The organism is Herbidospora solisilvae (assembly GCF_009901565.1).
Classification (GTDB): Bacteria; Actinomycetota; Actinomycetes; order Streptosporangiales; family Streptosporangiaceae; genus Herbidospora; species Herbidospora solisilvae.
In genome coordinates this window covers 197,959-219,164 of sequence record NZ_WXEW01000003.1, presented here as the reverse complement: position 1 = coordinate 219,164, position 21,206 = coordinate 197,959, and the positions used below count along the sequence as shown (strand labels likewise).

The following is a 21,206-nucleotide window of genomic DNA, read 5'->3' as shown; positions in this document are numbered from 1 at the left end:
CGGCCCGGGCGGCATCGTATTCACGAAGCGCTTTATCTGTTAGTCTTACGAAATTCATAAATAGGCCGACCATCGTTCGATTCGGTGGCAGTCCAGCCGGCAACCCCGAAAGAGTCCGGTCTAAGAGCACGTTAAGCATGCCATGATTCGAAAGATGATCCACAGCAGGCATCGCAAGCGCTTCATGGTTAAGGCTTACTCGATCGGCGCGAGGCATAGCACAGAAGTATGGCACTCGGCGTGCATCCTCGCCATGCACTTATCCTTCTCCAGTAAACCTGCTCGGAGCTGGCAAAACTCGGTGATCTCTGAGACCAAGGAGAGCAGGCAGCTACCAAGACACGGCCCCACATCGTACAGCGCGGGGAACAGCCCCCTCAGCTTCCGGTTGTCGGCAACTTGCCATCTCTCGGCTGCGACCACCTTTAACGTTTACGAGATGGCAGCCCTACAACGTCCGTGAGATCAGCATCAACAAATATCGCCTTCCATAAATAGGCATCTTTTAAATTAGCGCCAACAAGCTTCGCACTTCGAAGATTAGCGCCATCCAATTTAGCGATCATGAGCTCAGCTTGTGTAAGGTCCGCATTTATCAGTATCGCACCTTTCAAGTTTGCGCCAATCAAGTTGGCACCCGAGAGATTCGTGTTTCCAAGATTAGAATCGGCAAGATAGGTGCCAGCAAGGTTCGCTTTTGTTAGATTTGCATCGGCAAAGATCGTTGCACCGAAGCGGCATCCCGCTAGATCCGAGTAACTTAGGTCTGCACCACGAAAGTCAATCACAAAGATCGATTTATCGTTACCTACATTGCGTCGTCCTAATACAGTAAGCGCAGCTTGAATATCAAATCGTAGCTGAATTTTCTCCGGCAACACCTCTGTCGTTGATCGCAAAATTACATGCTTCGAAGAGTCTACGTCTGTTCCTCTTTGGATTGGAGGCGGGTTGCGCACAAACGCCGCCAAGATCGCCATTATGGCAGGATGATCTCTTGGCGAGTCTTTAGCGATACGTTCAAGCGAATAGATCCCACCAAGCCTTATCGCAGACTCCATCGACCCTAATTGTTCGATTGCTTTCGAAAAGCGGTCAGTAACATGATTCTGCCTGCTGAGCTGAAATGACTTAGCGGTGAAATAGATGGCGATAGCCGCCCCTACAGCAGTTGCTACAGTGAGAGCCTTACCGCGTACTGCATCTGTTGCAGCCGCCAGGTCCTTACTTTCAAGCGTTGCTAGCGCTACGCCATCGAAGTGTTCCAAGATCCACGCTGCACCTGGCCCGAGCGTCCATCCCAGAACGACAAAGCACGCCCCACCTATCAGGAAGAGGTTCACGCGCATCAGAAAGCTAGTTTGCCGTTCAACCGAAGGGAGAAGAGTCCTGATATAGATCCGCCAGATACTTCCCATAGCTATATAGAATCGTAGGTTGATGCGGCAGTCTAGATCTCTTCGACATGCAATATTAGCTTGTTACGTCGTAGCTATGACACCGCCAGTGGTCTATGCGCGATTCGCTGGATACACTATTTGGAGCCAACCGGCACTCGGGCTCCCCGTTTCTACCTGTAAGGTGGATAAGAGTAAGCCTTCTCGGGGGAGCAATTCCTAGACACCATTCAGCAGCTCCACAGGATAAGCCGCCGAAAGAGCGTCTTTGTTGAGTTTGCGGCATCTCCCCCCTGCTCTCGATAGCTGCCATCTCCGGGACTGTCGGGCAGGTTCTGTCAAGGACGGCTTCGCGTGTACATTCGCCGGTGACCTTCCCCCTGCATGGGTTGTCCTACCTGCACGGCCGTCCTTGACAGGTTCTGCCTGCCCCGGAAAATGGGGCAGCGGGTGCAGGGCTACGGCGGGAAGGCGGCGGGCCGACCTACGGCGCGTTCGTTCGGCAACGGCGGCTGCGCAGGTCGGCGGACGGCCCGGGCCGCCGCCGTTCGGGACCGGCGCCCACGCCGCATGCCCGGACGGCAGGCGGCAGAGGGCCGGTTACGGCGGCGCGGCGCGCCGCCGCTTGATCCCCTACAAGAACAATTCGGCAGTGTTCCGGCTGACCTCTGACCACGGGTTGAAGCGTCGGTGGTAGAACGCCTGCATGGAGGATCGGCGTGATCGGTTGCGGGAGTTGGGTGAGCTGCTGCGGCGGCTTCGCAAGAATGCGGGCCTAACAGGCAAGGAACTCGCGCAACTCGCCGGGGTGGCCCAGCCGACCATCTCCCGGATGGAGACAGGCCGACTACTCCCCACACCGGAGACGGTTGAACAGGTATCCGCCGCGCTCAACCTGAATCAGCACACGCGCGAGGAACTGGACCTGCTCCTCTCTCGGCTACGGGTAGAGGTGTCCCGCCTGAAGGGCGGCCTGGCCGGTCGTGAGGCGGCGAACGCGGCCCGAATTCGTTCGGCAACGTCGGTCACGGTGTTCTCTTCTGCCATGATTCCGGCCCTCTTACAGACAGCCGAGTACGCCCGGTTGGCTGTGGCGATCGGCCGGGACGTGGATGAGGACGACGCCGCCAAGGCTGCTGCGGCTCGGGTGGAAGCTCAAGCGGTGCTGTTTGAGGACAGCCGGCGCTTCGCGTTCGTCCTGACCGAAGGTGCGGTCCGCACTTGGCCAGGTTCGCCGTCGTTGATGATGGCTCAGCTCGATCGGCTGTATCAGGTTTCGACGCTGCCGCATGTCCGGCTCGGCATCGTCCCATGGCGGGTTGAGACCCCCGTCTTCCCACTGCACGGGTTCACGATCTTCGATGGCGCGGTAAGCGTCGTGGAGAGCCTGACGGGCGACTTCACGATGACGGAGGCGTCCGAGGTGGAGGCCCATGAAGCGGCCTTCGCCGCGTTCGAAAGCTCGGCCGTCTACGAGGCCAACTTCTGGGAGCTGCTGGGGCAGATCTCCGCCGACTTCCGAAAGCTGGACGACCACACCGAGAGTTGACGCATTTATGCGTCGTATACCTTGAGTCACTTCTAGTGTTGGTCATACGCTCCGTTGCAGGATGTCTAGCCCCCTATACAACGGAGCTCCACCATGACCCGTTGGCGCATGTCCCGCATGTTCCTTGGCCGCCTCGCCTCGGTGACCGAAGCCCGCCGGTTCGTCACCCATTGTCTGAGAACCTGGCCGATCGCCGATTCGGCCGAGCTGATCGTGAGCGAGCTCGCCACCAACGCCATCCGCCACACCGCCTCCTCCTGCTTCGGTGGCCAGTTCCTCGTCAGCATCCAGGCCGAACACGATCAGGTCTGGCTCGGCGTCGTCGACGAGGGCGGCCAAGGCGCTCCACACCTTCGCCCCGACTCAGACGACGAGAGCGGGCGCGGCCTCTTATTGGTCGCATCGCTGGCCGACAACTGGGGCGTTTACGGCGATCACACCGGCCGTACCGTGTGGGCGCTGCTCAAGCTCGACCCCATGGCCGCCCACGCGACCTCTCCGCGATGACCTGCCAGAGCGAGCACGCCCCACAACCGGCACCAGGATGCACGGACCTCACCTGGTACACGCCATGGGACAGTGCGCGGATACGGGTGATCGCCTGGACCTGCGACTGTCTGCCCGTCGTGTACGAGTTGTGCCAAGTCGGCGGTCAGGGATTCATCCGCCGTACCGCCCAGGGCGAGGGCTCCCCCGAGATCCGCGAGACTCAGCGCTGGCATGTCGCTGAGGCTTATCACGTCTGGTCGGCGATCCTTTCGGGGATGGCACGGTGAGCCCTCGCGGGGTCCCGAAGCGGCGTTCGGCAATACGTGCCGTGGATTCGAAAACGGGCGAACCGGTTGAAAGCGTACTGTCTAGGGGGATGGACGACATTCTGTCTAGGGGGCTAAACTCGGCGGAGCACGAGCAAGGAGGAACGGTGCCACCGAGTGACCTGGACACGATCGCCGCGATTGACGACCCCTTCCGGCTGATCCGGGTCGCGACCGAACGACTCAACGCCGCACAACAAGAAGTCGCCGAACTGGCCCGTCTCCGCCGCCGCGTCATCCAGGACCTCCACGCCCAAGGCATGTCCTACGCCGCGATAGCCGAGAAGGCCGGCCTTTCGCGCGGACGTATCCACCAGATCCGCCACACCGGCCCCGCACCCGAGGGCGCGTTCTTCGGCGCCGGAACGGCCATCGTCGTCACTCCCCTGCGCCACGACGCGGCCACCGGCCGCTCCATGGTCGCGCTGGACGACCTGCGCGCCGGCAAGCGCCTGGAGGACCTGGCCCGCAGCTTCGGCCTTACCGTCGCCACCGACAACGTCACCGTGGACGGGCAGATCGATCTCAACCGTTCGGGTCTGCTCGTCATCTGCGGCCCTCGGATGTCCGAGGCCATGCGCACCGCCTACGACACCGATCCGGCGATCCGCTGGGACCGGGACGACATCGGGTGGAAGCTCCTCGACACCCGCACAGGCCAGCAATACCGATCCGGCAGCCAGGTCCAACCTGCCCGGCCTATGGACTCCGCCTTCCTCGGCCGACTCCCCCGGCCGGACGGCAAGGGCACGTTCCTGGCCATCGCCGGCATCCATCCGAGCGGTTCTCTCGGCGTCATCCACCTGCTCTCCGAGGAACTCGCCACCATCTGGGGGCAGGTCGACGAGCACCGGTTCTCCTGCGTGGTCGCGGTCGAGTACGACCCCGAGACCGGCGAACCCGTGCGGGCGGAGTTGGCGAGCCCGCTCTACCGGCACGCGGACGCCTGATGCGGGTCACCTTCGCCAGCGAACCGGGCCACCCCGACCGGCCGAACGAAGACTACGTGGGCGCGACCACGGACGCGGTCGTCCTGCTCGACGGTGCCAGCAGGCCACCCGGCGTGGCCTCGGCCTGCTCCCACAGCGTGCGGTGGTACTCCCACAACCTCGGTTCGGCCCTCCTGACGGAGATGACCCGGAACGCCAACCCTCTGCCCGACCTCCTGGCCCGAGGGATCAAGCACGTCGCCTCCCTGCACGACACCACGTGTGACCTGTTCTCGGGCAGGTGTCCCACGGCCACCGTCGTCATGGTGCGCAAGGTCGCCGACGACCTGGAGTGGCTGGTTCTCGGTGACAGCACGCTCATCATCGACACCGGTACGGCCGAGCCAGAGGTGATCTGTGACGACCGGCTGGACCAGGTCGCCGCCCCTCGTCGCGTCCAGCTCGACAGCCTCCGAGGCGGCACACCGGAACACGCGGAAGCCCGGCGCCTGTACGTCGAGACCTTGCACGAGTACCGCAACCGGGAGGGTGGATTCTGGATCGCCGCCGCCGACCCTCTCGCCGCTGATCATGCTCTGACCGGCACTGTGCCGGTCGCGGACGTACGAACCCTTGCACTGCTGTCTGACGGCGCCGCCGACGCCTTCGACCGCTACCGGCTCGCCCCCTGGCGCCAGCTCCTCGACCTGATGGCCAACGACGGACCGGCCGAGCTGATCCGGCAGGTCCGGCAGGTCGAAAGGTCAGACCTTCATGGGGAACGGTGGCCTCGCAGCAAGCCGCATGACGACGCGACTGCCGTCGTCTGCCGCGTCGCCTGATACCGGATTCATGCCTACGCGCTCTTAGTCGTCTACCCCCCTAGACAGTCGGCGCTCGTCTTCGTATCTTTTGAATAGCCCCCTAGACAGTCCTCGCTTCGGAACCGCCGTAGCCGTCTAGGGGGGTAGACGGGAGTACTCATGGCGATTCAGCGGCCCATCCCCATTCACTTCGACTTGTTGTTCCCCCACGGCTGCTACGTCGTCGGCGACGTCCAGGCGGCCAAGGACTTCGACGCCAAGCGCGACGCCCAGGCCAAGGACCTGGCCACCGGCCTGCCCGTCTGGCAGGTCCCGGTCATGGACGCCGACCCCACGCTCAAGGCCGCGCAGAAGACGGTGACCATCAAGATCCTCTCCGAGGTCCGGCCGGTCGTACCGCCGCCCCTGCCCGGCGTCCCCCTGGCCCCGGCCGAGTTCGAGGGCCTGGAGGTCAAGCCCTACGTCAACCAGGCCACCGGGCGCCTGGCCTACTCCATCTCCGCCCGAGTGATGCGGGCTCCCCGCGCCGCCAAGCCGACCGCCAAGGACGCCGCATGAAGAAGCGCCCGGTGACCCTCATCAACCTCAACACCGCTGCCGGGGCTTCGGCCAAGGCCCTGTCCTACCCCGTGCGGATGCCGGTGCTGACCCTCGACGTCGGCTCCACCTCGTTGCTGCTGACCACCTCGGCCGGTGACCGGGTGACGGCGGCTGACCTGGAGTTCGCGCGGCAGCTCGCCCGTGAGGCGGCCGTGTTCGCCCTGTGGGTCGAGCGCTGCTTTCACGGCCGGTCCAAGCCGGGTGGGGTGGCCTGATGGAGCTTCCCCCGTACACCAATCTGTCCGTGACCATCGGGCTCCACGAGAAGCCCCACATCACCCTCAGCTTCCACACGCCCGACGTCCGGGCGCGGGCGCGGATCATGACCGACGGTCGGCCGTACCTGTCGCTTCGCTCCGAGGAAGCCGACGTCAGCGTTTCGGCCTCGGGCGGCGGGCTGGTCACCACGGCGGAGGTGGAGACGGCTCGCGAGATCTTCACCGCCGCCGCCCGCTACCTGGCCGACTGCGAGCGGCTGCACGCCGAACAGGCCAAGCCTGCTGCCTGACACACAGACGGGGCCGCTGGAAGCGGCTACTTCCGGCGGCCCCTGGATCTCCCCTGACTGCGAAATCACGAGAGGAACCAACCTTATGCTCAAGCGCTTTCCCGGTGGCGAGGTGCACAACCTCGTGTCCACCACCCCAGACACGGCGGTCGTGTTCAAGCCGGCTGTCATCAAGACCCCTGCGATCCTGACCATCCTGATCTTCGTGGTCCGCTCCGTGGTCGGCGTGATCCGTACCCTCTTCGTCCATCCCGTCGCGGTGACCGTGGTGACCACTCCGGTCGTGCTCTTGATCGGGTACGGCTGGGAAGTCGCCGTCCCGGTGGTCGCCGCGCTCGTCTCGATCCCGTCAGCGTGGGCGCTGACCCATCGCGCGTCCTTCTCCCACTGGATCGGCCGGCGGCTGCTGGCCTTCTGGCGGCGCGTGTGGATCTACCGGCGTCACTGGCAGCCGGTGATGATCGTGTCCGGGCTCGGCCGCCATCTCCAAGGGCGCGACTACCTGCCCAAGCTGCTGCGGGTCGAGTGCGACGGCTGGGCCGACCGCGTGACCGTCAAGATGCTCACCGGTCAGGCCGTGAAGGATTGGACCGACCGCATCGAGCACTTGGCCCACGGCTTCGGCGCGATGTCCTGCCGGGTGACGGTCGCCAAGTCCGGCCGCGTCGTGCTGACCTTTCCCCGGCGCGACCCGCTCGCCGAGCCGCTGCCCGCCGTGCCCATCCCGGAACGGCCCTCGGTCGGGCCGGTGGAGATCGGCCGGTGCGAGGACGGCACGCCGTACTTGCTGAACATTCACGGCACCCACGTCCTGGTGTCCGGAAGCACGGGCGCCGGTAAGGGCTCGTGGTTGTGGTCGACGATCCGCGGGCTACTGGCCGCGATGCGGGCGGGCCTGGTACAGGTCTGGGCTCTGGACCCCAAGCGCATGGAATTGTCCTTCGGCCGCGCCCTGTTCGGCAACCGGTACGCGGCCAGTCCCGAGGAATGCGCCGACCTGCTCGACGCGGCGGTCTCGGTCATGCAGGAACGGGCCGACCGCTTCGCCGGCGTCCGGCGCTTCCACGTGCCGACCGTGGCTGACCCGTTCGTCCTGGTGGTCGTCGACGAGGTGGCGTTCCTGACCGCCTACCAGTCGGACAAGGGCCTTCGGCAGCGCATCGCGGCGGCCTTGGCCACGCTCACCACCCAGGGCCGTGCGGTCGGGGTCGGCGTCATGGCCGCACTTCAGGACCCGCGCAAGGAGGTCATCAACATCCGGAACCTGTTCCCCGACAAGATCGCATTACGGCTGGACGAGTCCGAACAGGTCGACATGGTCCTGGGCGACGGCGCCCGCGACCGGGGCGCCCTGGCCGACCGGATCTCTCCCTCGACGCCTGGCGTTGGTTATGTACGGCTGGAGTCCTCCCCCGACCCGATCCGGGTCCGGGCGGCTTACGTCTCGGACGCCGACATCAGGGACATGGTCGCCGAGTTCGTCGGGGAGGCCCGTTGAACCAGCCGTGCCCGAGCCGCCTCACCCGGCCGCTGGCCCGCGACGTGGCGGAGGAGATCGCTAAGCAACACGGCGTCTGTATCCGCCCGGTCGCTCTCAAGCGGATGGACATCCTCACCGGACGTACCGACATGATCGACGCCCCCTGTGGGGCGACTCTGGAGAGCAAGTGCCCGCCCTGCGCCACCCGGAACCGGCAGCTCCGTCGCGTCCAGTGCCGTGAGGGCTGGCACGCCGACGAGGAACCGATCAACACCCCTGACGACGCCGACGACTATCAGCGCTATCTGGTCGCGCTCCGGGCCGACGCCCAAGGATGGCGCGACGCAGAGGAAAAGGCCGGCCGAGCCACCGCCGACCTGGACGCCGCCATCGCCGACCTGGACGAGGAGATCATCCAGGCGGGGATGCGCGGCAAGGCAACCGGCCGGACATCGGTCAAGCGGTCCCGCTCGACCAGACGGCGGCAGGACGCACCCGACCTGCCCCGACGTCAGATGACCAAGACCACGCTCGGCCGCACCTTTACCGGCCCGAACGGCAAGACCTACCGGCCCTCGATGTTCGTCACGCTCACCCTGCCCTCGTACGGCAAGATCCTCGACGCCGTCCCCCGCGACCCCGACCGCTACGACTACACCCGCGCGGCCCGCGACGCGCTGCACTTCTCCCGGCTCGTCGACCGCTTCGTGCAGAACCTTCGCCGCGTGGCCGGATATGACGTGCAGTACTTCGCCACCGTCGAACCCCAGAAGCGGCTCACCCCACACCTGCACATGGCCATCCGGGGCACCCTGCCCAGGGCCGAACTCCGGCAGATCATCGCCGCGACCTACCACCAGGTGTGGTGGCCCTCCACCGACACCATCCGCTTCGACAGCGACCACCTGCCGGAGTGGGTGGACGGCATCGGCTACCTCGACCCCCGGACCGGCGAGATCCTCCCCACCTGGGACCAGGCCCTCGACCAGCTCGGCCCCGACCCGCAACACGTGGTCCGCTTCGGCGACCAGGCCGACATTCAAAGCGTCCTGGCCGGCACCCCGGACGCCGACCAACTGATCCGCTACCTCTCCAAGTACCTGTCCAAGAGCCTCGGCGACCCCCTCGGCACCGACGACCCCCGCCGCCGCGCCCACGCCGAACGCTTCTTGGACGCGCTCCGATTCGAGCCCTGCGCCCCGACCTGCCCCAACTGGCTCCGATACGGCGTCCAGCCCAAGAACGCCAAGCCGGGCATGGCCCCCGGCCGCTGCAAGGGAAAAGCCCACAAGCCCGAACACCTCGGCTACGCCGGACGGCGCGTGCTCGTGTCCCGCAAGTGGTCGAACAAGACCCTGGCCGAACACCGGCGAGACCGGCGTACCTGGGTCCTGGAGGCCCTCGGCCAGGAAGACGAACCCGTCGACCCGCACCGCTACGTCTGGCAGAAGGCCAAACCGGGTGACCCCGGCCTGGCACCGATCGGCGTCCGGCTGCTGCGGTCCGTCCATGAACGCCAGCGCTGGCGAAACCACCTCGACCAACTACAGGCACTCGCCGAAGGGAGGGCAGCGTAATGGATCAACTTTTCTACCGGCCGAAGGACGCCGCGACCGTCCTCGGCATGAGCCGTACCGCCATCTTCCGCCTGATCAAGTCGGGTGACCTCCGCTCCATCAAGCACGACGGTTACCGCCTGATCCCGGCGGCGGCGCTCCAGGAGTTCGCCGCCAGCCTGGAAGGAAGGGCTGCCTGATGGCGGGCCGGAAACCCAACAGCCGTTCGTCTATCTACCTGGGCGCAGACGGTCTGTGGCACGGCTGGGTGACCATGGGCGTCAAGGCGGACGGCTCCCCGGATCGTCGACACCGCAAGGCCAAGACAGAAGCCGAGGTCACCCGCAAAGTCCAAGAGCTGGAGAAGCAGCGCGACAGCGGTCAGGTCGCCAAAGCCGGCCGCCCTCCCACGGTCGAGCAGTGGATCACTGAGTTCCTCGACGTGATCTGTGCTCGCCTGGTCCAGTCGGGCAAGCTCGCTCCTCGCACCCTGAGCGACTACCGGTCGAAGTCGAAGAACTGGATCATTCCCCTTCTCGGCAAACACCGACTCGACAAGCTCGCCCCCGAGCACCTGGACACTGCCTACTCCACGATGTTGGAGCGCAGGCTGTCCCCGAGCTCGGTCCTCAAAGTCCACCGCATCCTGTCCCGCGCTCTGACCATCGGGGTACGACGCGGACGCATCACGAGGAACGTCGCCACGCTTATCGACGCTCCGACCGCGAACCCCACTGAGATCGAGCCGCTGACCCTCGAAGAAGCTCGCCGCATCCTCGACATTGCCAAGACACGGCGCAACGGCGCCCGCTGGTCGGTCGCCCTGTCCCTGGGAATCCGGCAAGGCGAAGCGCTCGGCCTCCGCTGGTCATACGTCGACCTCGAAACCGGCCAGATCAAAGCGTGGTTCCAGATTCAGCGCACCGAGTGGCGCCACGGCTGCTCCGATCCGCACGCCTGCGGCCAGAAATGGCACCGCCCGCCGTGCAAGAAGAACTGCAAGATCCACACGCATGAACCTTCGTGCAAGGAAGACTGCAAGAAGTCCGGCCACACCTGCTACCGGCGTCCTTGCCTGAAAGACTGCGCGGCCCACGCGGACAAATGCCCCGCCAAATCAGGCGGCGGTCTGGAGTTCCGCCAGCGCAAGGGCAAGTCCAAACTCACCCTTCAATGCCCACCCGCCCTCCTGGCCCTGCTGAAGGAACACCGCCGACTCCAAGCCATCGAGCGTCTAAAGGCCGGCGACAGGTGGGAAGACAATGACCTCGTCTTCGCGACGAGGCTCGGCGGCCCCATCGAACGAACCGAAGACTGGAAGGTCTGGAAGTCGATCCTCCGTCAGGCCAAGGTCCGAGACGCCCGAGTCCACGACGCCCGCCACACCGCCGCGACGCTCCTCATAGAGCAGGGTGTGCACATCCGCGTCGTGCAAGAGGTCCTCGGCCACACCAAGGTCACCACGACAGAGCGCTACACCCACGTGGCAAGCCTCCAGATGAAGGACGCCAGCGACCGCCTGGGCTCCGCCCTCTGGGGTGGCTAACTGCAACCCAAAGTGCAACCTTGACCTATTTCAGGCAGCAAAAAGGCCCTCGTCCCTTACAGGGAAGAGGGCCTCTGAACTGCGGAGGTTCGGGGATTTGAACCCCGGATGGGCTTGAGACCCAAACCGCATTAGCAGTGCGGCGCCATAGACCGGACTAGGCGAAACCTCCTGGTAGCCATATCGGCTCCCGACAGAGTACCGGCGATCCGCCGACGCGGCAAAGTGGATACCCGTCGCGTCGCACAGACCTTATCCACAGCCTGTGGACAAGGTCTGCGCGAAGGGGGAGAACGTCAGGCCTGACGCACGGCCTCGCCCTCGATCTCGATCTTGATCTTCTTGCTGACCAGCACGCCACCGGTCTCCAGCGCCTGGTTCCAGGTCAGGCCGAAGGCCTCGCGGTCGATCTCGGTCTCGGCGGAGTAGCCGAAGATCTCCTGGCCCCACGGGTTGGTGGCGGCGCCGCCGAACTCGACCTTGAGCGGGACTTCCTTGGTCACGTCGCGGATGGTCAGCTCGCCGACGAGGGTGAACTCGTTGCCGTCGACGTTCTCGACGCGGAGGCTCTTGAAGGTGATCTGGGGGAACTTGTCGGCGGCGAGGAAGTCGTCGCTGCGGAGGTGGTTGTCGCGGTCGCCGACGTGCGTGGTGATCGAGGCGGCCTCGATGTTGACCTCGACGCTGGACTGGAGCGGCTCTTCGGCGACGGTGATCGTGCCGTCGAACTTCTCGAAGTTGCCCCGGACCTTGCTGACCATCATGTGCTTGGCCACGAACCCGACGCGGGTGTGCGCGACGTCAAGGGTGAAGGTGCCGGCCGTGGGGATGGTCTGGCCGTTCCACTCGCGTACGCTCATGATCGATGACTCCAGAAGAGGCGGTAGTTGTCCTGCGGATGTTTGCTCCAACAAATGTCTACCCGACAGATATTCCTGCCGTCAACCATCGTGGCGTAGACTCGACGCATGGATCCATTCGACGACCCTCGGCTGACCGCGATGGGGCTGTTCGCCGAGGTCTACACGGGGATCGCCGACAAAAATCGGCGTGCCTTCGCGGAGGCCGGCCTCTCTGAGGTCGACTTCGAGACGCTGATCCGGCTGGCCAGATCCCCCGGCCAGGGGCTCCGCATGAGTGACCTCGCCGCTCAGACCAACCTATCCACGAGCGGCATCACCCGCGTCATCGACCGGCTGGAGCGCGAAGGGCTCGTCTCCCGCGAGGCCTGCGCGACCGACCGGCGTGCCTTCTACCCCCAGATCACCGAGGCCGGGCGGGCCCGGCTGCTCGAGGTGCTGCCCCGCCATCTCGACGACATCGAGCACTGGTTCACCGGGCTGCTGCCGCCGGCCGAGCTCGACCGTTTCCTGGAGACCCTCCGCCTCATCCGGGATGTCGTACGGCCCTGCGCCACCGCCGGCGCGGAGGAAGTAGAACCCGCCACCTAAAAGGGACAAGCCGTCGAGGTGGTGATATGCCCTGACACGGGGGACATGGGATTCCATCCAGTACGAGGATTCTGATCCCGCTCGGCAGCCAACGCCTGAATTATGCCTCTATTAGGGCAGACGACATGTGAGGCTACAGAGCGTGGGGATACCAGCGAAACGCCGGAGAGCCTTGGCGGCGGCCGTGCTCGGTCGCGAGCTCGAACCGCCGCGCGCAAACGCCGAGAGAGGGGTGCTGCTCGACGCCGTCAGCGGCACGATCCTCGACGTCAGTCCTCACCTGATCATCATCGAAGACGACGAGGGCCACGAGGAACGCCTGGTCATCGCCCACTGGGCGAAGGCCTGGCGGGGGGGCTTCGTGGCCCCCGCCGACCTGCCGGTGGGCGCCCGGGTGATCATCCGGGCGCTCCGGCAGGGCAAGGTCGTCGACCGCATCTGGGCTGACGTGACCCGGATGACCGGGATCATCCTGTCCGTCTCCGGTCGTGACGACATCTCCGTCGTGCTCGACTGCGGACTCCACCGGGGGCGCCGCTCGGTCGTGATCCCCTATCGGTCGTCGGGCCGGGTCCGGGTGCGTTATCCGCGTCTCGAACCGGGTTTCCTGTTCGACGCGATCGGCACCGTCGAGGGCACGACCGCGCTGGCGCAGATCCCGGCCACCTCGCAGCCCGCCTATCGGGCGGCCCATGTTCCCGACCCTCCGGGGGCTTATGGCGGCGTACAGTCGAAGATCTCCGGGACGGCCGTCTGGTCCGACCACATCGAAGGCGGTGTGGCCTACCCGATGCTGGAGCAGTCGGACACCGGCTGCGCCGATGCGGGCGTCTCGTGCGCCGCTCTCCCTTATCTCGCGCTCGGTTCGAGCGTTCATGTACGGAATGTCTGCGCCGATCGCGCGACCGTGCTTCCCGTAGTGGCCTGTGGCTGCATGGCGGGACGGTTCTGCGACCGATGCGTGGAATGTGGCACATCCCCCCGGGGGCGGGTGGTGGAGCTGTCGGCCATGTCTTATGTGGAACTCGGCGGCGATCTGACCAACGGCTGCTTCAACGTACGCATGGGATTGGGGTGAGCGGGATGGTCGCCGCGGCGGCGCAACCCATTCTGGTGTTCATGCTGGTGATCGGCGGGGTGGCCAAGCTGGTCACCGCCGGGCGCGACTCGGAGCCCGGCGCCTTCGGCCGGCTCGGCCCGGCCGTGCTGGCTCCGGAGAACTGGCGCAAGAACGCCCTCATCGGCTGTGCGATCGGCGAGTTCGGCCTGATCGCCGGCCTGCTGCTGGTCGACCACCCGGCCCCCCGCTGGATGACCGTGGCGTTTTTCACGGTCGCCACTTATGTCCTGTACGACCTGCGTCGCCGCCGCCCCGACGCGGGGTGCGGCTGTTTCGGCGACGTGAGCGCGACCCCGGTGGGCCTGCGCGCGATCAGCCGCACGGTGGTCCTCACCACGATGGCCGTGATCGTCGCCCTCGACGGCGCCCCCGGCCTGCCGACGCCGAATTGGCAGACGCTGGCCTGGCTGGCCGGTTTCACGGTGGTCCTGCTGGCGCTGTCGCCGGAGATCGAGGAGACCTACGCCCGGCTGAAGTATCGCGCGCCCTGCGAACTGCGCCCCTTCGCCCCCGAGCGGGCGGCGGCCCGGTTGCGGTCGAGCGCGGTCTGGCGCAACCACGCCCACCTGCTCGGTAGCGATATGCCGAGCGACTCGTGGCGGGAGCTCTGCTGGCGCTTCTACGTCTTCGAGGCGCTCAACGGCGCCGAGGTGGTCTTCGCGGTCTACCTGAGCGGGCGGCGCCCGCCGGTCCGCGTCGCGGTGGTCGGCGGGCACACGCCCATCCAGGAATCTATCCCTGTCTCGGCCTCACTTTAGAGACCTCTAGACACAGAGATTTAGCTCTCTACGACTCTCTAGCTTCCCCTCTAGAAAGCCGTAGAGAGGACAAGGGTTCAGACGGGCTGCGCACGCAGGAACCGGCCGAAGTGGGGGACGGTGAACGCGATCAGGCCGCGTTCGGCGCTGTAGATCAGGCCTTTCTTGATGAGGCTGTCGCGAGCCGGCGACAGGCTGGACGGTTTGCGCCCCAGCGCCTCGGCGACCTCGGCGGTCGCCACCGGGTCGTCGCCGAGTTGTGCCATGGCGTGCATGTAGTCGCGTTCGGCCGGCGTCGCCCGTTCGTAGCGGCTGCCGAAGAACCCGACGGCGAGCTCCTCCTCGGCCTCGGGCGCCGACACCTTGATGTCTTCGGCGGTGATCGGGCTGCGCGGCGCCAGGTCCCAGGCGACCTTGCCGTAGGCCTGGACGAAGTAGGGATAACCGTCGGCGGCCTCATAGAGGGCGTCGAGGGCGTCGCTGGTGAACGCCACACCTTCTTCCTCGGCCGGGACGATCAGCGCCAGGTCGGCGGCTTCCCGGTCGAGGCGGTCGATTCTGGCGTACCGGAAAAGCCGTTCTGAATAGCTCTTGGACGCCGACAACACCGACGGCAGGTGCGGCAGCCCCGCGCCCACCACGATCAGCGGCCCGCCGATCTGCGACAACTCGTGACAGGCCGCGCAGAGCGCCGAGATGTCGGCGGCCGGCACGTCCTGCATCTCGTCGATGAACAGCGCGATCCCGACCCCGAGGTCGGTCGCGACCCCGGCGGCGTCGCTGAGCAGCTCGGTCAGGTCGATCTCCAGATCGCCGGAATCGGCCCGCCCCCGCGCCGCGGGGACGTCGATGCCCGGCGACCAGTGGGTGGTGCCCTTGGCGGCGGACGGATCGCGCATCGCGAACGCCTTCAGCACGCCCAGGAACTCGTCGATCCGCTCGGGAGCCCGGTGCCGGGGCGCCAGCTCGCGCACCGCCATGTGGAGCGCCGCCGCGACGGGCCGCCGGATCGACTGCTCGGGCCGGGCCTCGATCTTGCCGGTCCCCCACAACCGCTGGATGGCCATCGACTTGAACGTGTTGAGCAGCACGGTCTTGCCAACGCCCCGCAGCCCGGTGATCACCATGCTGCGCTCGGGCCGCCCGCGGGCCACCCGCTCCAGCACGACCTCGAACTGCTGCAGCTCACGATCGCGCCCGGCCAGCTCGGGAGGGCGCTGCCCCGCACCGGGGGCATAGGGGTTGCGCACAGGGTCCACGGTGTCGGACTTTATGACCGGATATAGCGGCCGTCGTAGATTTCCGTAGAAAGACCTACGGCGTGTCGCGCCGTGAGGCCGCGCCACCAGCCCGACCGCCATCGCACACCACCTACCAGGGCTTTCGCAGGGAACATCTGTTCGATCCGACGCGATCGACTGTAGCGCGGATCCGAACATTTGCGCGAGCGTTTCACCGTAAAACCCTGACGTCGACCCGAAAGTCCGACATCCGCGTGGGTACGCTCGAAGCATGTCAATCCGCAGGTCAGCGCTGGTAGTGGGGCTGACGGCGAGTCTGGGGGCGGTGGCGTGCGGCGCCACGGCCGGCACCGGCGCCGTCTCGCCCGCCCCGATCGTGACGGAAACGACGCCTGTGGCGTCCGTGACCGCCACCCCGTCGCCGACGCCGACGGCGCCACCCGAGTTCACCTCGAAGATCACAAAAGTGACCCGGGACCAGGTGAAATATTCATGGCGCCCCGGCTGCCCGGTGAGCTACAACGACCTGCGCATGATCACCATGACGTACTGGGGATTCGACGACAAACCCCACACGGGGCACCTGGTCGTGAACGCCTCGGTGGCCGAGGACGTCGCCTCGGTCTTCAAGAAGTTGTACGACTTCCGCTACCCCATCAAGCGCATGGAGCCGGTCGACAAGTACAAGGCCGACGACTACGCCTCGATCGACGCCGACAACACCTCCGCCTTCAACTGCCGCGCGGCGACGGGCTCGACGAACTGGTCACAGCACGCCTACGGCCTGGCCGTCGACCTCAACCCGAGGGAGAACCCCTACGTGGAGGCCGACGGCTCGCACGCCCACAGCAACGCCGACGACTTCGTCGACCGGCCGCTGAAGAAGCCCGGTGTGATCAACTCCGGCGACCGGGTGGTCGAGGCCTTCGCGAGCATCGGCTGGGGCTGGGGCGGCGACTGGACCGGCACCAAGGACTACCAGCACTTCAGCCAGAGCGGACGCTGAGAATCCACCCGAAACCATGAGAAAGTGCCCCTGTGACGACCAAGGCCATGGGGGCACTTCTTGTCGCCCTGCTCCTGACCGGCTGCTCGGAGCAGTTGGGCGACCGCGGCGGCGAGGCGGGCGCACCGCCTGACAAGATCAGCGACGTCGACTACATCGAGGTCTTCCGCAACGCCGACAACTTCCCCAACGTGGCCCGCATCTGCGTCGAAGGCGTGGCCTTCGCCAGCACGTCGAGCGGGGCACGCGGCGAGAGCGGGGTCGCCAACCCCTCGCTGATCCGGGTCCCCGAGTGGGACGCCAAGTGCGCGGCGGTCAGTAAACCACGGTGATCCTCCGGGCCGGCCCGTCGAGCCGCATCCGGCCCCCATAGGGGATCACCACCTGCGGGTCGGTGTGCCCGAAGTCGACGTCGAAGACCGCCAGCGCCTCCGGCGCGTAGTCGGCCAGCGCCCTGAGGATCGCCTCCCGCTGCTCCCGCGCGTAGCGCGCCTTCTCCTCGGGCCCGTTCCGCTTCTCGAACGACCACGCCTTCGCCCGCCCGCACACCACGGCCGCGAACCGCCCGAGGATCCCGCGCTCCCCGAGGTTGCGCAGCATGCGGAACACCTCGTCCGCCGACGGCATCTCCTCGCTGGTCTCGACGATCAGGACCATCCCCGTGTACGCCTCCGGTTCGGCGATGTCACGGTCGGCCGCCAGCAGGCAGTTGAGGATCTCCAGATTGCCGCCCCACGTGGCACCCTCGACCACCCGATCGTCGTTGTGCCATATCCAGCCGCCGCATTCGCTCATCAGCGGCGCACCATTGACGAATTCCGGATCTTCCCAGTCCTGTTCGACGTCCCCGTATTCGCGCGACTCGGTCAGCTCGAACGGACCGGAGGTAAAGAGCGCGGCATGTAAAGACGCCTTGGTGATCGGATGCATGGCGCCGCCCCGGCCGAATTGCACCATCACCGAACCGCCGTGATAGCTCACGATGCCCAGCCGCCAGAGGTGTGCGAGCAGATTGATGTTGTCGCTGTAGCCGAAGAACGGCTTGGGATTCCGCCTGATCACCTCGTCGTCGAGATGGGGGATGACGGTGATCTGGTCGTCGCCCCCGATGGTCGCGACGATCGCCTTTATCGACGGATCGGCGAACGCGGCCGTGAGATCGGCGGCCCTTTCCTCGGGTGTCGCCTCCAGCCGCCGAGTCGTCGGCAACTCCACCGTGACCAGCCCGAACTCGTCTCGGAGACGACTCAGACCGTGATCGAACGGGATCGGGAAGACCTCGGGAAGGCCTCCAGAGGGTGAGACGACAGCGACACGATCACCCTGTTTGAGCTTCTTTGGGTAAAGCATCCGTTGACGCTACCAGGACCGGCGATCTTCCGGACAGCTCCGAATCGCCTTGCCCGTCGGGGGTTTCGATAAAAGTAAAAACCCTCTGCCGAAAGTAATAAACCAGGTAAAAAGTAAAGAACACCGTGAAGCGTTTGACCCCGGCTTGAGCGTGGATAGATTGGGACCTGTCGCGGTAATCCGTGACCAAAGTTGCCGCAAGGATCGCCCCACTCCGGTGCCCACGCCGGTAAAGCGAGAACTGCCCCACTGTCTACAGAGAGCGAATCCGATCTACCGCCCTGCGGCGCGGTCGACAGTCAGGATCGGAAACGTTCAGGATTCTCATGACGAACTACGCTGACGCGCTGATCAACATGGCCAACTCCCAGATGGGCTATGCCGAGGTCAACGGATCATCCAAGTTCGGAGAGTGGTACGGCCAGAACGTCGTCAAGAAGCCGGGCTACAAGGACGCCGCCTGGTGCGACATGTTCGTTTCCTGGGCCGCCCACCAGACCGGCCAGGCGCGGGACGTCGGCCAGTTCAGCTACACCCCCGAGCACGCCCAGTGGTTCAAGGACCAGGGCGCGTGGGGAACCACACCCGAGCCCGGCGCGATCGTCTTCTTCGACTGGGGACACTCGAAGAACATCAGCGCCATCGACCACGTCGGACTGGTCAAGAAGGTCATCAACGACCACACCATCCAGACGATCGAGGGCAACATCAGCAACATGGTCGTCACCAAGGTCCGCAGCGACAACACCATCGTCGGCTACGGCTACCCGGAGAAGGTCCGCGAGAAGGACCAGGCCAAGGAGAAGACCGTCGCGGTCAACCTGGCCGCCAAGAAGGCCGCCGCCGAGACGGCGCTGTCGGCCACCAGCATCAAGCAGGTCAAGTCGGCCGACGTGAACGGCATGCTGACCGGCACCCCTGAACTCGTCACCACCAAGAAGACCGTCGCCGACACGACGCAGTCGATGACCGCGCAGAAGGTCAACCCCGACGACGTCAACGGCATGCTGCCCGGTGCTCCCGAGCCGCTCGCGGCCGGCGCCCTGCTGCTGCCCGTCGCGCTCGGCCTGGCCGCCGCCAAGAAGAGCGGCGCGCTCAAGAAGCTCATCTCTCACTGGGTCGCGTGCGGCAAACGCTGACCCACTCTCGAACGGGGCGAACGCCGGGATTCCCCTGCCCGGCGTCCGCCCCGTTCGTCTTTCGCGTATGGACGCTCACTCGTAGGGTTCGACCGGCCGCGGGATCTCCGCCACGTGGACCGCGTCGATCTCCGGGGCGACCGTGCCGGGCTCGGGACCGTCGGCCTCCGGCGGCACCCAGGTGCCGGTGACCTCGATCCACTGGTTCTCGGCCGGAGACGGGAAGCCGAGAACCGCCACCTTCAACGGGACGGCGTCGGCCGCGCAGCAGGCGATCTGCATCCGGGCGACGTACCACCGGCCTTCTTTCTTGGACGGCACCACGAACCCGGTCAGCTTCACCTGTTTGCCCGCCAGCGACCGCGCCGGGTCACCCCAGGCCCGGCCGAGGAACTCGCCGATGGTCATCGTGTTGACCGGCCGCGTCAGCGGCGTGTACGCCGTCAACGCCCCCACCGGCCGCGCGGGCGCCTCCTCCGACCGGGCCGCGTAACTGCCCAGCGGCGGCGGGGCGATCAGGAAGATCGCGAAGACGGGCAGGGTGAGCAGCCAGGCCACCCACGGCCCGCGATGACCGTCTTCCTTCTTGAAGAGCCCGGCCGCGCCGACGACCAGCACAGTCGCGGCGGCGGCGATCAGCAGGTAGCGGAAGCCCGGCTTGACGTAGTTGAGGTATTCATCGGACACCGTCGTGATCCGGAGCACCGCCCCGCCGAGCAGGACGAGCACGAGACTCTGTGTCAGCCGGTTCACAACAACACCGTCCCGGCGCCGACGCCGACCAGCACGGCCAGCGAGAAGGTGAGCGGCACGAACCGGACGGCGAACCGGCGGCCGAACGTGCCGGTTTGGAGGGCGATCAGCTTCAGGTCGACCATCGGCCCGACCACGAGGAACACCAGCCGCGCGGTCGGCGAGAAGGCGGTCAGCGAGGCGGCCACGAACGCGTCGGCCTCCGAGCAGATCGACAGGACCACCGCCAGCAGCGCCAGCGCGAGCACCGACAACCAGAAGTTCCCGGCCAGCGCGTTCAGCCACTCACGCGGCACGACCACGTTCATCGTGGCCGCCGCCATGCCGCCGACGACCAGGAAGCCCCCGGCGTGCAGCAGGTCGTGGCGCACCGCCTCGGCGAACCCGGCGTGGTCGTGACGCCGCCGCGCCCGCAACCACTCGCCCTTGCCGAACCGCAACCAGACCCACCCGACCAGCACCGCCACCACCAGCGAGGCCGTGAACCGCGCCACCGCCATCATGGGCTGCCCGGGAAACGCGACCACGGTCGCCACGACGACCACCGGATTGATCGCCGGCGACGACAACAGGAACGCCAGCGCCGCCGCGGGAGTCACCCCCCGCGAGATCAGCCCCGACGCCACCGGCACCGAGGCGCACTCACACCCCGGCAGCACGGCCCCCGCCGCCCCCGCCACGGGCACGGCCAGCGCCGCCCGCCTGGGCAGCGCTCGGGTCCAGAAGGAGGCCGGCACGAAGGTGGTGATCGCCGCGGAGAGCACCACCCCGAAGACGAGGAACGGCAGCGCCTGGACGCAGATGGCGACGAAGACCGTCGCCCAGGTCTGGAGCGCGGGCGAGGTGAGGTAGGGCGCGTAGAAGAACTGCCCGAGCAGCAGCAGGCAGAGCAGCGCGACGAACACCCACGAACCGGAGACCCGGCCTTTCGACTCCGCGTCGGCGGGCGGCACTTCAGCGGGAGGAACCTCAAGACGCTCGACCACGGGGCCGATGTTCCCAGACCGGCCGGAGGTCCGCGGACGCCAACGCGAGACCTGTGGAAAACCTCAGAACAAACCCTGCCCTGTGGAAAAGCCCGCGCACCCGATGAGACACCCGAACGAACAACACCTCACGGAGCCTGGCGAGCCATCAACCCGGCTCAGCCCCGTAGTCGCTACTTGAACTTGCAGTGCATCCTC

At 66.2% G+C, this 21,206-nt stretch carries 23 protein-coding genes and 1 tRNA gene; 17 read left to right on the top strand and 7 right to left on the bottom strand.

Going from position 1 to position 21,206, the window contains the following annotated elements; genetic code table 11:
- Window positions 1-425: 425 nt before the first annotated feature.
- Window positions 426-1,343: a pentapeptide repeat-containing protein gene (locus GT755_RS41075; RefSeq protein WP_161479570.1), complete on the bottom strand. Its 918-nt coding sequence runs from the start codon at window positions 1,341-1,343 to the stop codon at window positions 426-428.
- Between the two features lie 760 nt (window positions 1,344-2,103).
- Between GT755_RS41075 and GT755_RS10695 the strand changes: the two genes are divergently transcribed.
- From GT755_RS10695 to GT755_RS10645, 11 genes are all read left to right on the top strand, one after another.
- Window positions 2,104-2,946, top strand: a complete 843-nt coding sequence (locus GT755_RS10695; RefSeq protein WP_161479569.1) for a Scr1 family TA system antitoxin-like transcriptional regulator — start codon at window positions 2,104-2,106, stop codon at window positions 2,944-2,946.
- Between the two features lie 93 nt (window positions 2,947-3,039).
- Window positions 3,040-3,453, top strand: a complete 414-nt coding sequence (locus GT755_RS10690) for an ATP-binding protein (RefSeq protein ID WP_202609885.1) — start codon at window positions 3,040-3,042, stop codon at window positions 3,451-3,453.
- A 415-nt stretch (window positions 3,454-3,868) separates the two neighbouring features.
- Window positions 3,869-4,711, top strand: a complete 843-nt coding sequence (locus tag GT755_RS10685; protein WP_161479568.1) for a sigma-70 RNA polymerase sigma factor region 4 domain-containing protein — start codon at window positions 3,869-3,871, stop codon at window positions 4,709-4,711.
- Complete coding sequence (locus tag GT755_RS10680) at window positions 4,711-5,532, top strand: protein phosphatase 2C domain-containing protein (RefSeq protein WP_161479567.1); 822 nt, start codon at window positions 4,711-4,713, stop codon at window positions 5,530-5,532. The genes GT755_RS10685 and GT755_RS10680 overlap by 1 nt, the downstream gene beginning before the upstream one ends.
- A 141-nt stretch (window positions 5,533-5,673) precedes the next feature.
- On the top strand, window positions 5,674-6,072 hold the full coding sequence (locus tag GT755_RS10675; RefSeq protein ID WP_161479566.1) for a plasmid replication, integration and excision activator: 399 nt from the start codon (window positions 5,674-5,676) through the stop codon (window positions 6,070-6,072).
- Window positions 6,069-6,329: a hypothetical protein gene (locus GT755_RS10670; RefSeq protein WP_161479565.1), complete on the top strand. Its 261-nt coding sequence runs from the start codon at window positions 6,069-6,071 to the stop codon at window positions 6,327-6,329. Before GT755_RS10675 ends, GT755_RS10670 begins: the two co-directional genes overlap by 4 nt.
- Window positions 6,329-6,622 carry a hypothetical protein gene (locus GT755_RS10665; protein ID WP_161479564.1) on the top strand — a complete coding sequence of 98 codons (294 nt, stop codon included), beginning with the start codon at window positions 6,329-6,331 and terminating at the stop codon, window positions 6,620-6,622. The genes GT755_RS10670 and GT755_RS10665 overlap by 1 nt, the downstream gene beginning before the upstream one ends.
- A gap of 85 nt (window positions 6,623-6,707) precedes the next feature.
- Window positions 6,708-8,120: an FtsK/SpoIIIE domain-containing protein gene (locus tag GT755_RS10660; protein ID WP_161479563.1), complete on the top strand. Its 1,413-nt coding sequence runs from the start codon at window positions 6,708-6,710 to the stop codon at window positions 8,118-8,120.
- On the top strand, window positions 8,117-9,679 hold the full coding sequence (locus GT755_RS10655; RefSeq protein WP_161479562.1) for a replication initiator: 1,563 nt from the start codon (window positions 8,117-8,119) through the stop codon (window positions 9,677-9,679). Before GT755_RS10660 ends, GT755_RS10655 begins: the two co-directional genes overlap by 4 nt.
- Window positions 9,679-9,858: a helix-turn-helix domain-containing protein gene (locus GT755_RS10650; protein WP_161479561.1), complete on the top strand. Its 180-nt coding sequence runs from the start codon at window positions 9,679-9,681 to the stop codon at window positions 9,856-9,858. The genes GT755_RS10655 and GT755_RS10650 overlap by 1 nt, the downstream gene beginning before the upstream one ends.
- Window positions 9,858-11,204 (top strand): tyrosine-type recombinase/integrase, encoded by a 1,347-nt coding sequence (locus tag GT755_RS10645; protein ID WP_202609884.1) that lies wholly within the window; start codon window positions 9,858-9,860, stop codon window positions 11,202-11,204. Before GT755_RS10650 ends, GT755_RS10645 begins: the two co-directional genes overlap by 1 nt.
- 82 nt (window positions 11,205-11,286) lie before the next feature.
- Here GT755_RS10645 and GT755_RS10640 read toward each other — a convergent pair.
- Together GT755_RS10640 and GT755_RS10635 are read right to left on the bottom strand one after the other, a co-directional pair.
- Window positions 11,287-11,376, bottom strand: a tRNA-Ser gene (locus GT755_RS10640).
- Between the two features lie 124 nt (window positions 11,377-11,500).
- Window positions 11,501-12,064 carry a YceI family protein gene (locus GT755_RS10635; RefSeq protein ID WP_030455288.1) on the bottom strand — a complete coding sequence of 188 codons (564 nt, stop codon included), beginning with the start codon at window positions 12,062-12,064 and terminating at the stop codon, window positions 11,501-11,503.
- Window positions 12,065-12,172: 108 nt separating this feature from the next.
- Between GT755_RS10635 and GT755_RS10630 the strand changes: the two genes are divergently transcribed.
- The 3 genes from GT755_RS10630 to GT755_RS10620 all read left to right on the top strand — a co-directional run bounded on the left by GT755_RS10630 (window position 12,173) and on the right by GT755_RS10620 (window position 14,533).
- The gene (locus tag GT755_RS10630; protein ID WP_161479560.1) at window positions 12,173-12,655 is read left to right on the top strand and encodes a MarR family winged helix-turn-helix transcriptional regulator; all 483 of its coding nucleotides are present in this window, start codon (window positions 12,173-12,175) and stop codon (window positions 12,653-12,655) included.
- A 184-nt stretch (window positions 12,656-12,839) separates the two neighbouring features.
- Window positions 12,840-13,733, top strand: coding sequence for a hypothetical protein (locus GT755_RS10625; RefSeq protein WP_328794285.1), 894 nt, complete (start codon window positions 12,840-12,842; stop codon window positions 13,731-13,733).
- A 5-nt stretch (window positions 13,734-13,738) separates the two neighbouring features.
- Complete coding sequence (locus GT755_RS10620) at window positions 13,739-14,533, top strand: MauE/DoxX family redox-associated membrane protein (RefSeq protein ID WP_161479558.1); 795 nt, start codon at window positions 13,739-13,741, stop codon at window positions 14,531-14,533.
- A 77-nt stretch (window positions 14,534-14,610) separates the two neighbouring features.
- On the opposite strand, the gene GT755_RS10615 is transcribed toward GT755_RS10620, so the two are convergent.
- On the bottom strand, window positions 14,611-15,792 hold the full coding sequence (locus tag GT755_RS10615; protein ID WP_161479557.1) for an ATP-binding protein: 1,182 nt from the start codon (window positions 15,790-15,792) through the stop codon (window positions 14,611-14,613).
- A gap of 253 nt (window positions 15,793-16,045) precedes the next feature.
- Between GT755_RS10615 and GT755_RS10610 the strand changes: the two genes are divergently transcribed.
- Together GT755_RS10610 and GT755_RS10605 are read left to right on the top strand one after the other, a co-directional pair.
- Window positions 16,046-16,780 carry a M15 family metallopeptidase gene (locus GT755_RS10610; protein WP_161479556.1) on the top strand — a complete coding sequence of 245 codons (735 nt, stop codon included), beginning with the start codon at window positions 16,046-16,048 and terminating at the stop codon, window positions 16,778-16,780.
- Between the two features lie 32 nt (window positions 16,781-16,812).
- Window positions 16,813-17,112 carry a hypothetical protein gene (locus GT755_RS10605; RefSeq protein WP_202609883.1) on the top strand — a complete coding sequence of 100 codons (300 nt, stop codon included), beginning with the start codon at window positions 16,813-16,815 and terminating at the stop codon, window positions 17,110-17,112.
- Here the strand turns inward: GT755_RS10605 and GT755_RS10600 are convergent.
- Entirely contained in the window at window positions 17,096-18,130 is a 1,035-nt protein-coding gene (locus GT755_RS10600; protein WP_161479555.1) for a S66 family peptidase, read from the bottom strand. The genes GT755_RS10605 and GT755_RS10600 overlap by 17 nt on opposite strands.
- A 326-nt stretch (window positions 18,131-18,456) precedes the next feature.
- On the opposite strand from GT755_RS10600, the gene GT755_RS10595 reads away from it, so the two are divergent.
- Window positions 18,457-19,269, top strand: coding sequence for a CHAP domain-containing protein (locus tag GT755_RS10595; RefSeq protein ID WP_161479554.1), 813 nt, complete (start codon window positions 18,457-18,459; stop codon window positions 19,267-19,269).
- Between the two features lie 75 nt (window positions 19,270-19,344).
- Here the strand turns inward: GT755_RS10595 and GT755_RS10590 are convergent, their stop codons facing one another.
- Both GT755_RS10590 and GT755_RS10585 read right to left on the bottom strand, forming a co-directional pair.
- Complete coding sequence (locus GT755_RS10590; RefSeq protein ID WP_161479553.1) at window positions 19,345-20,022, bottom strand: TIGR03943 family putative permease subunit; 678 nt, start codon at window positions 20,020-20,022, stop codon at window positions 19,345-19,347.
- Entirely contained in the window at window positions 20,019-21,008 is a 990-nt protein-coding gene (locus GT755_RS10585; protein ID WP_328794284.1) for a permease, read from the bottom strand. The genes GT755_RS10590 and GT755_RS10585 overlap by 4 nt, the downstream gene beginning before the upstream one ends.
- Between the last annotated feature and the right edge of the window lie 198 nt (window positions 21,009-21,206).

Coding starts and splice junctions, on each gene's coding strand:
- GT755_RS10695 (WP_161479569.1), top strand. CDS start 2,104: ATGGAGGATCGGCGTGATCGGTTGCGGGAGTTGGGTGAGCTGCTGCGG.
- GT755_RS10690 (WP_202609885.1), top strand. CDS start 3,040: ATGACCCGTTGGCGCATGTCCCGCATGTTCCTTGGCCGCCTCGCCTCG.
- GT755_RS10680 (WP_161479567.1), top strand. CDS start 4,711: ATGCGGGTCACCTTCGCCAGCGAACCGGGCCACCCCGACCGGCCGAAC.
- GT755_RS10675 (WP_161479566.1), top strand. CDS start 5,674: ATGGCGATTCAGCGGCCCATCCCCATTCACTTCGACTTGTTGTTCCCC.
- GT755_RS10670 (WP_161479565.1), top strand. CDS start 6,069: ATGAAGAAGCGCCCGGTGACCCTCATCAACCTCAACACCGCTGCCGGG.
- GT755_RS10665 (WP_161479564.1), top strand. CDS start 6,329: ATGGAGCTTCCCCCGTACACCAATCTGTCCGTGACCATCGGGCTCCAC.
- GT755_RS10660 (WP_161479563.1), top strand. CDS start 6,708: ATGCTCAAGCGCTTTCCCGGTGGCGAGGTGCACAACCTCGTGTCCACC.
- GT755_RS10650 (WP_161479561.1), top strand. CDS start 9,679: ATGGATCAACTTTTCTACCGGCCGAAGGACGCCGCGACCGTCCTCGGC.
- GT755_RS10645 (WP_202609884.1), top strand. CDS start 9,858: ATGGCGGGCCGGAAACCCAACAGCCGTTCGTCTATCTACCTGGGCGCA.
- GT755_RS10635 (WP_030455288.1), bottom strand. CDS start 12,064: ATGAGCGTACGCGAGTGGAACGGCCAGACCATCCCCACGGCCGGCACC.
- GT755_RS10630 (WP_161479560.1), top strand. CDS start 12,173: ATGGATCCATTCGACGACCCTCGGCTGACCGCGATGGGGCTGTTCGCC.
- GT755_RS10620 (WP_161479558.1), top strand. CDS start 13,739: ATGGTCGCCGCGGCGGCGCAACCCATTCTGGTGTTCATGCTGGTGATC.
- GT755_RS10610 (WP_161479556.1), top strand. CDS start 16,046: ATGTCAATCCGCAGGTCAGCGCTGGTAGTGGGGCTGACGGCGAGTCTG.
- GT755_RS10600 (WP_161479555.1), bottom strand. CDS start 18,130: ATGCTTTACCCAAAGAAGCTCAAACAGGGTGATCGTGTCGCTGTCGTC.
- GT755_RS10595 (WP_161479554.1), top strand. CDS start 18,457: ATGACGAACTACGCTGACGCGCTGATCAACATGGCCAACTCCCAGATG.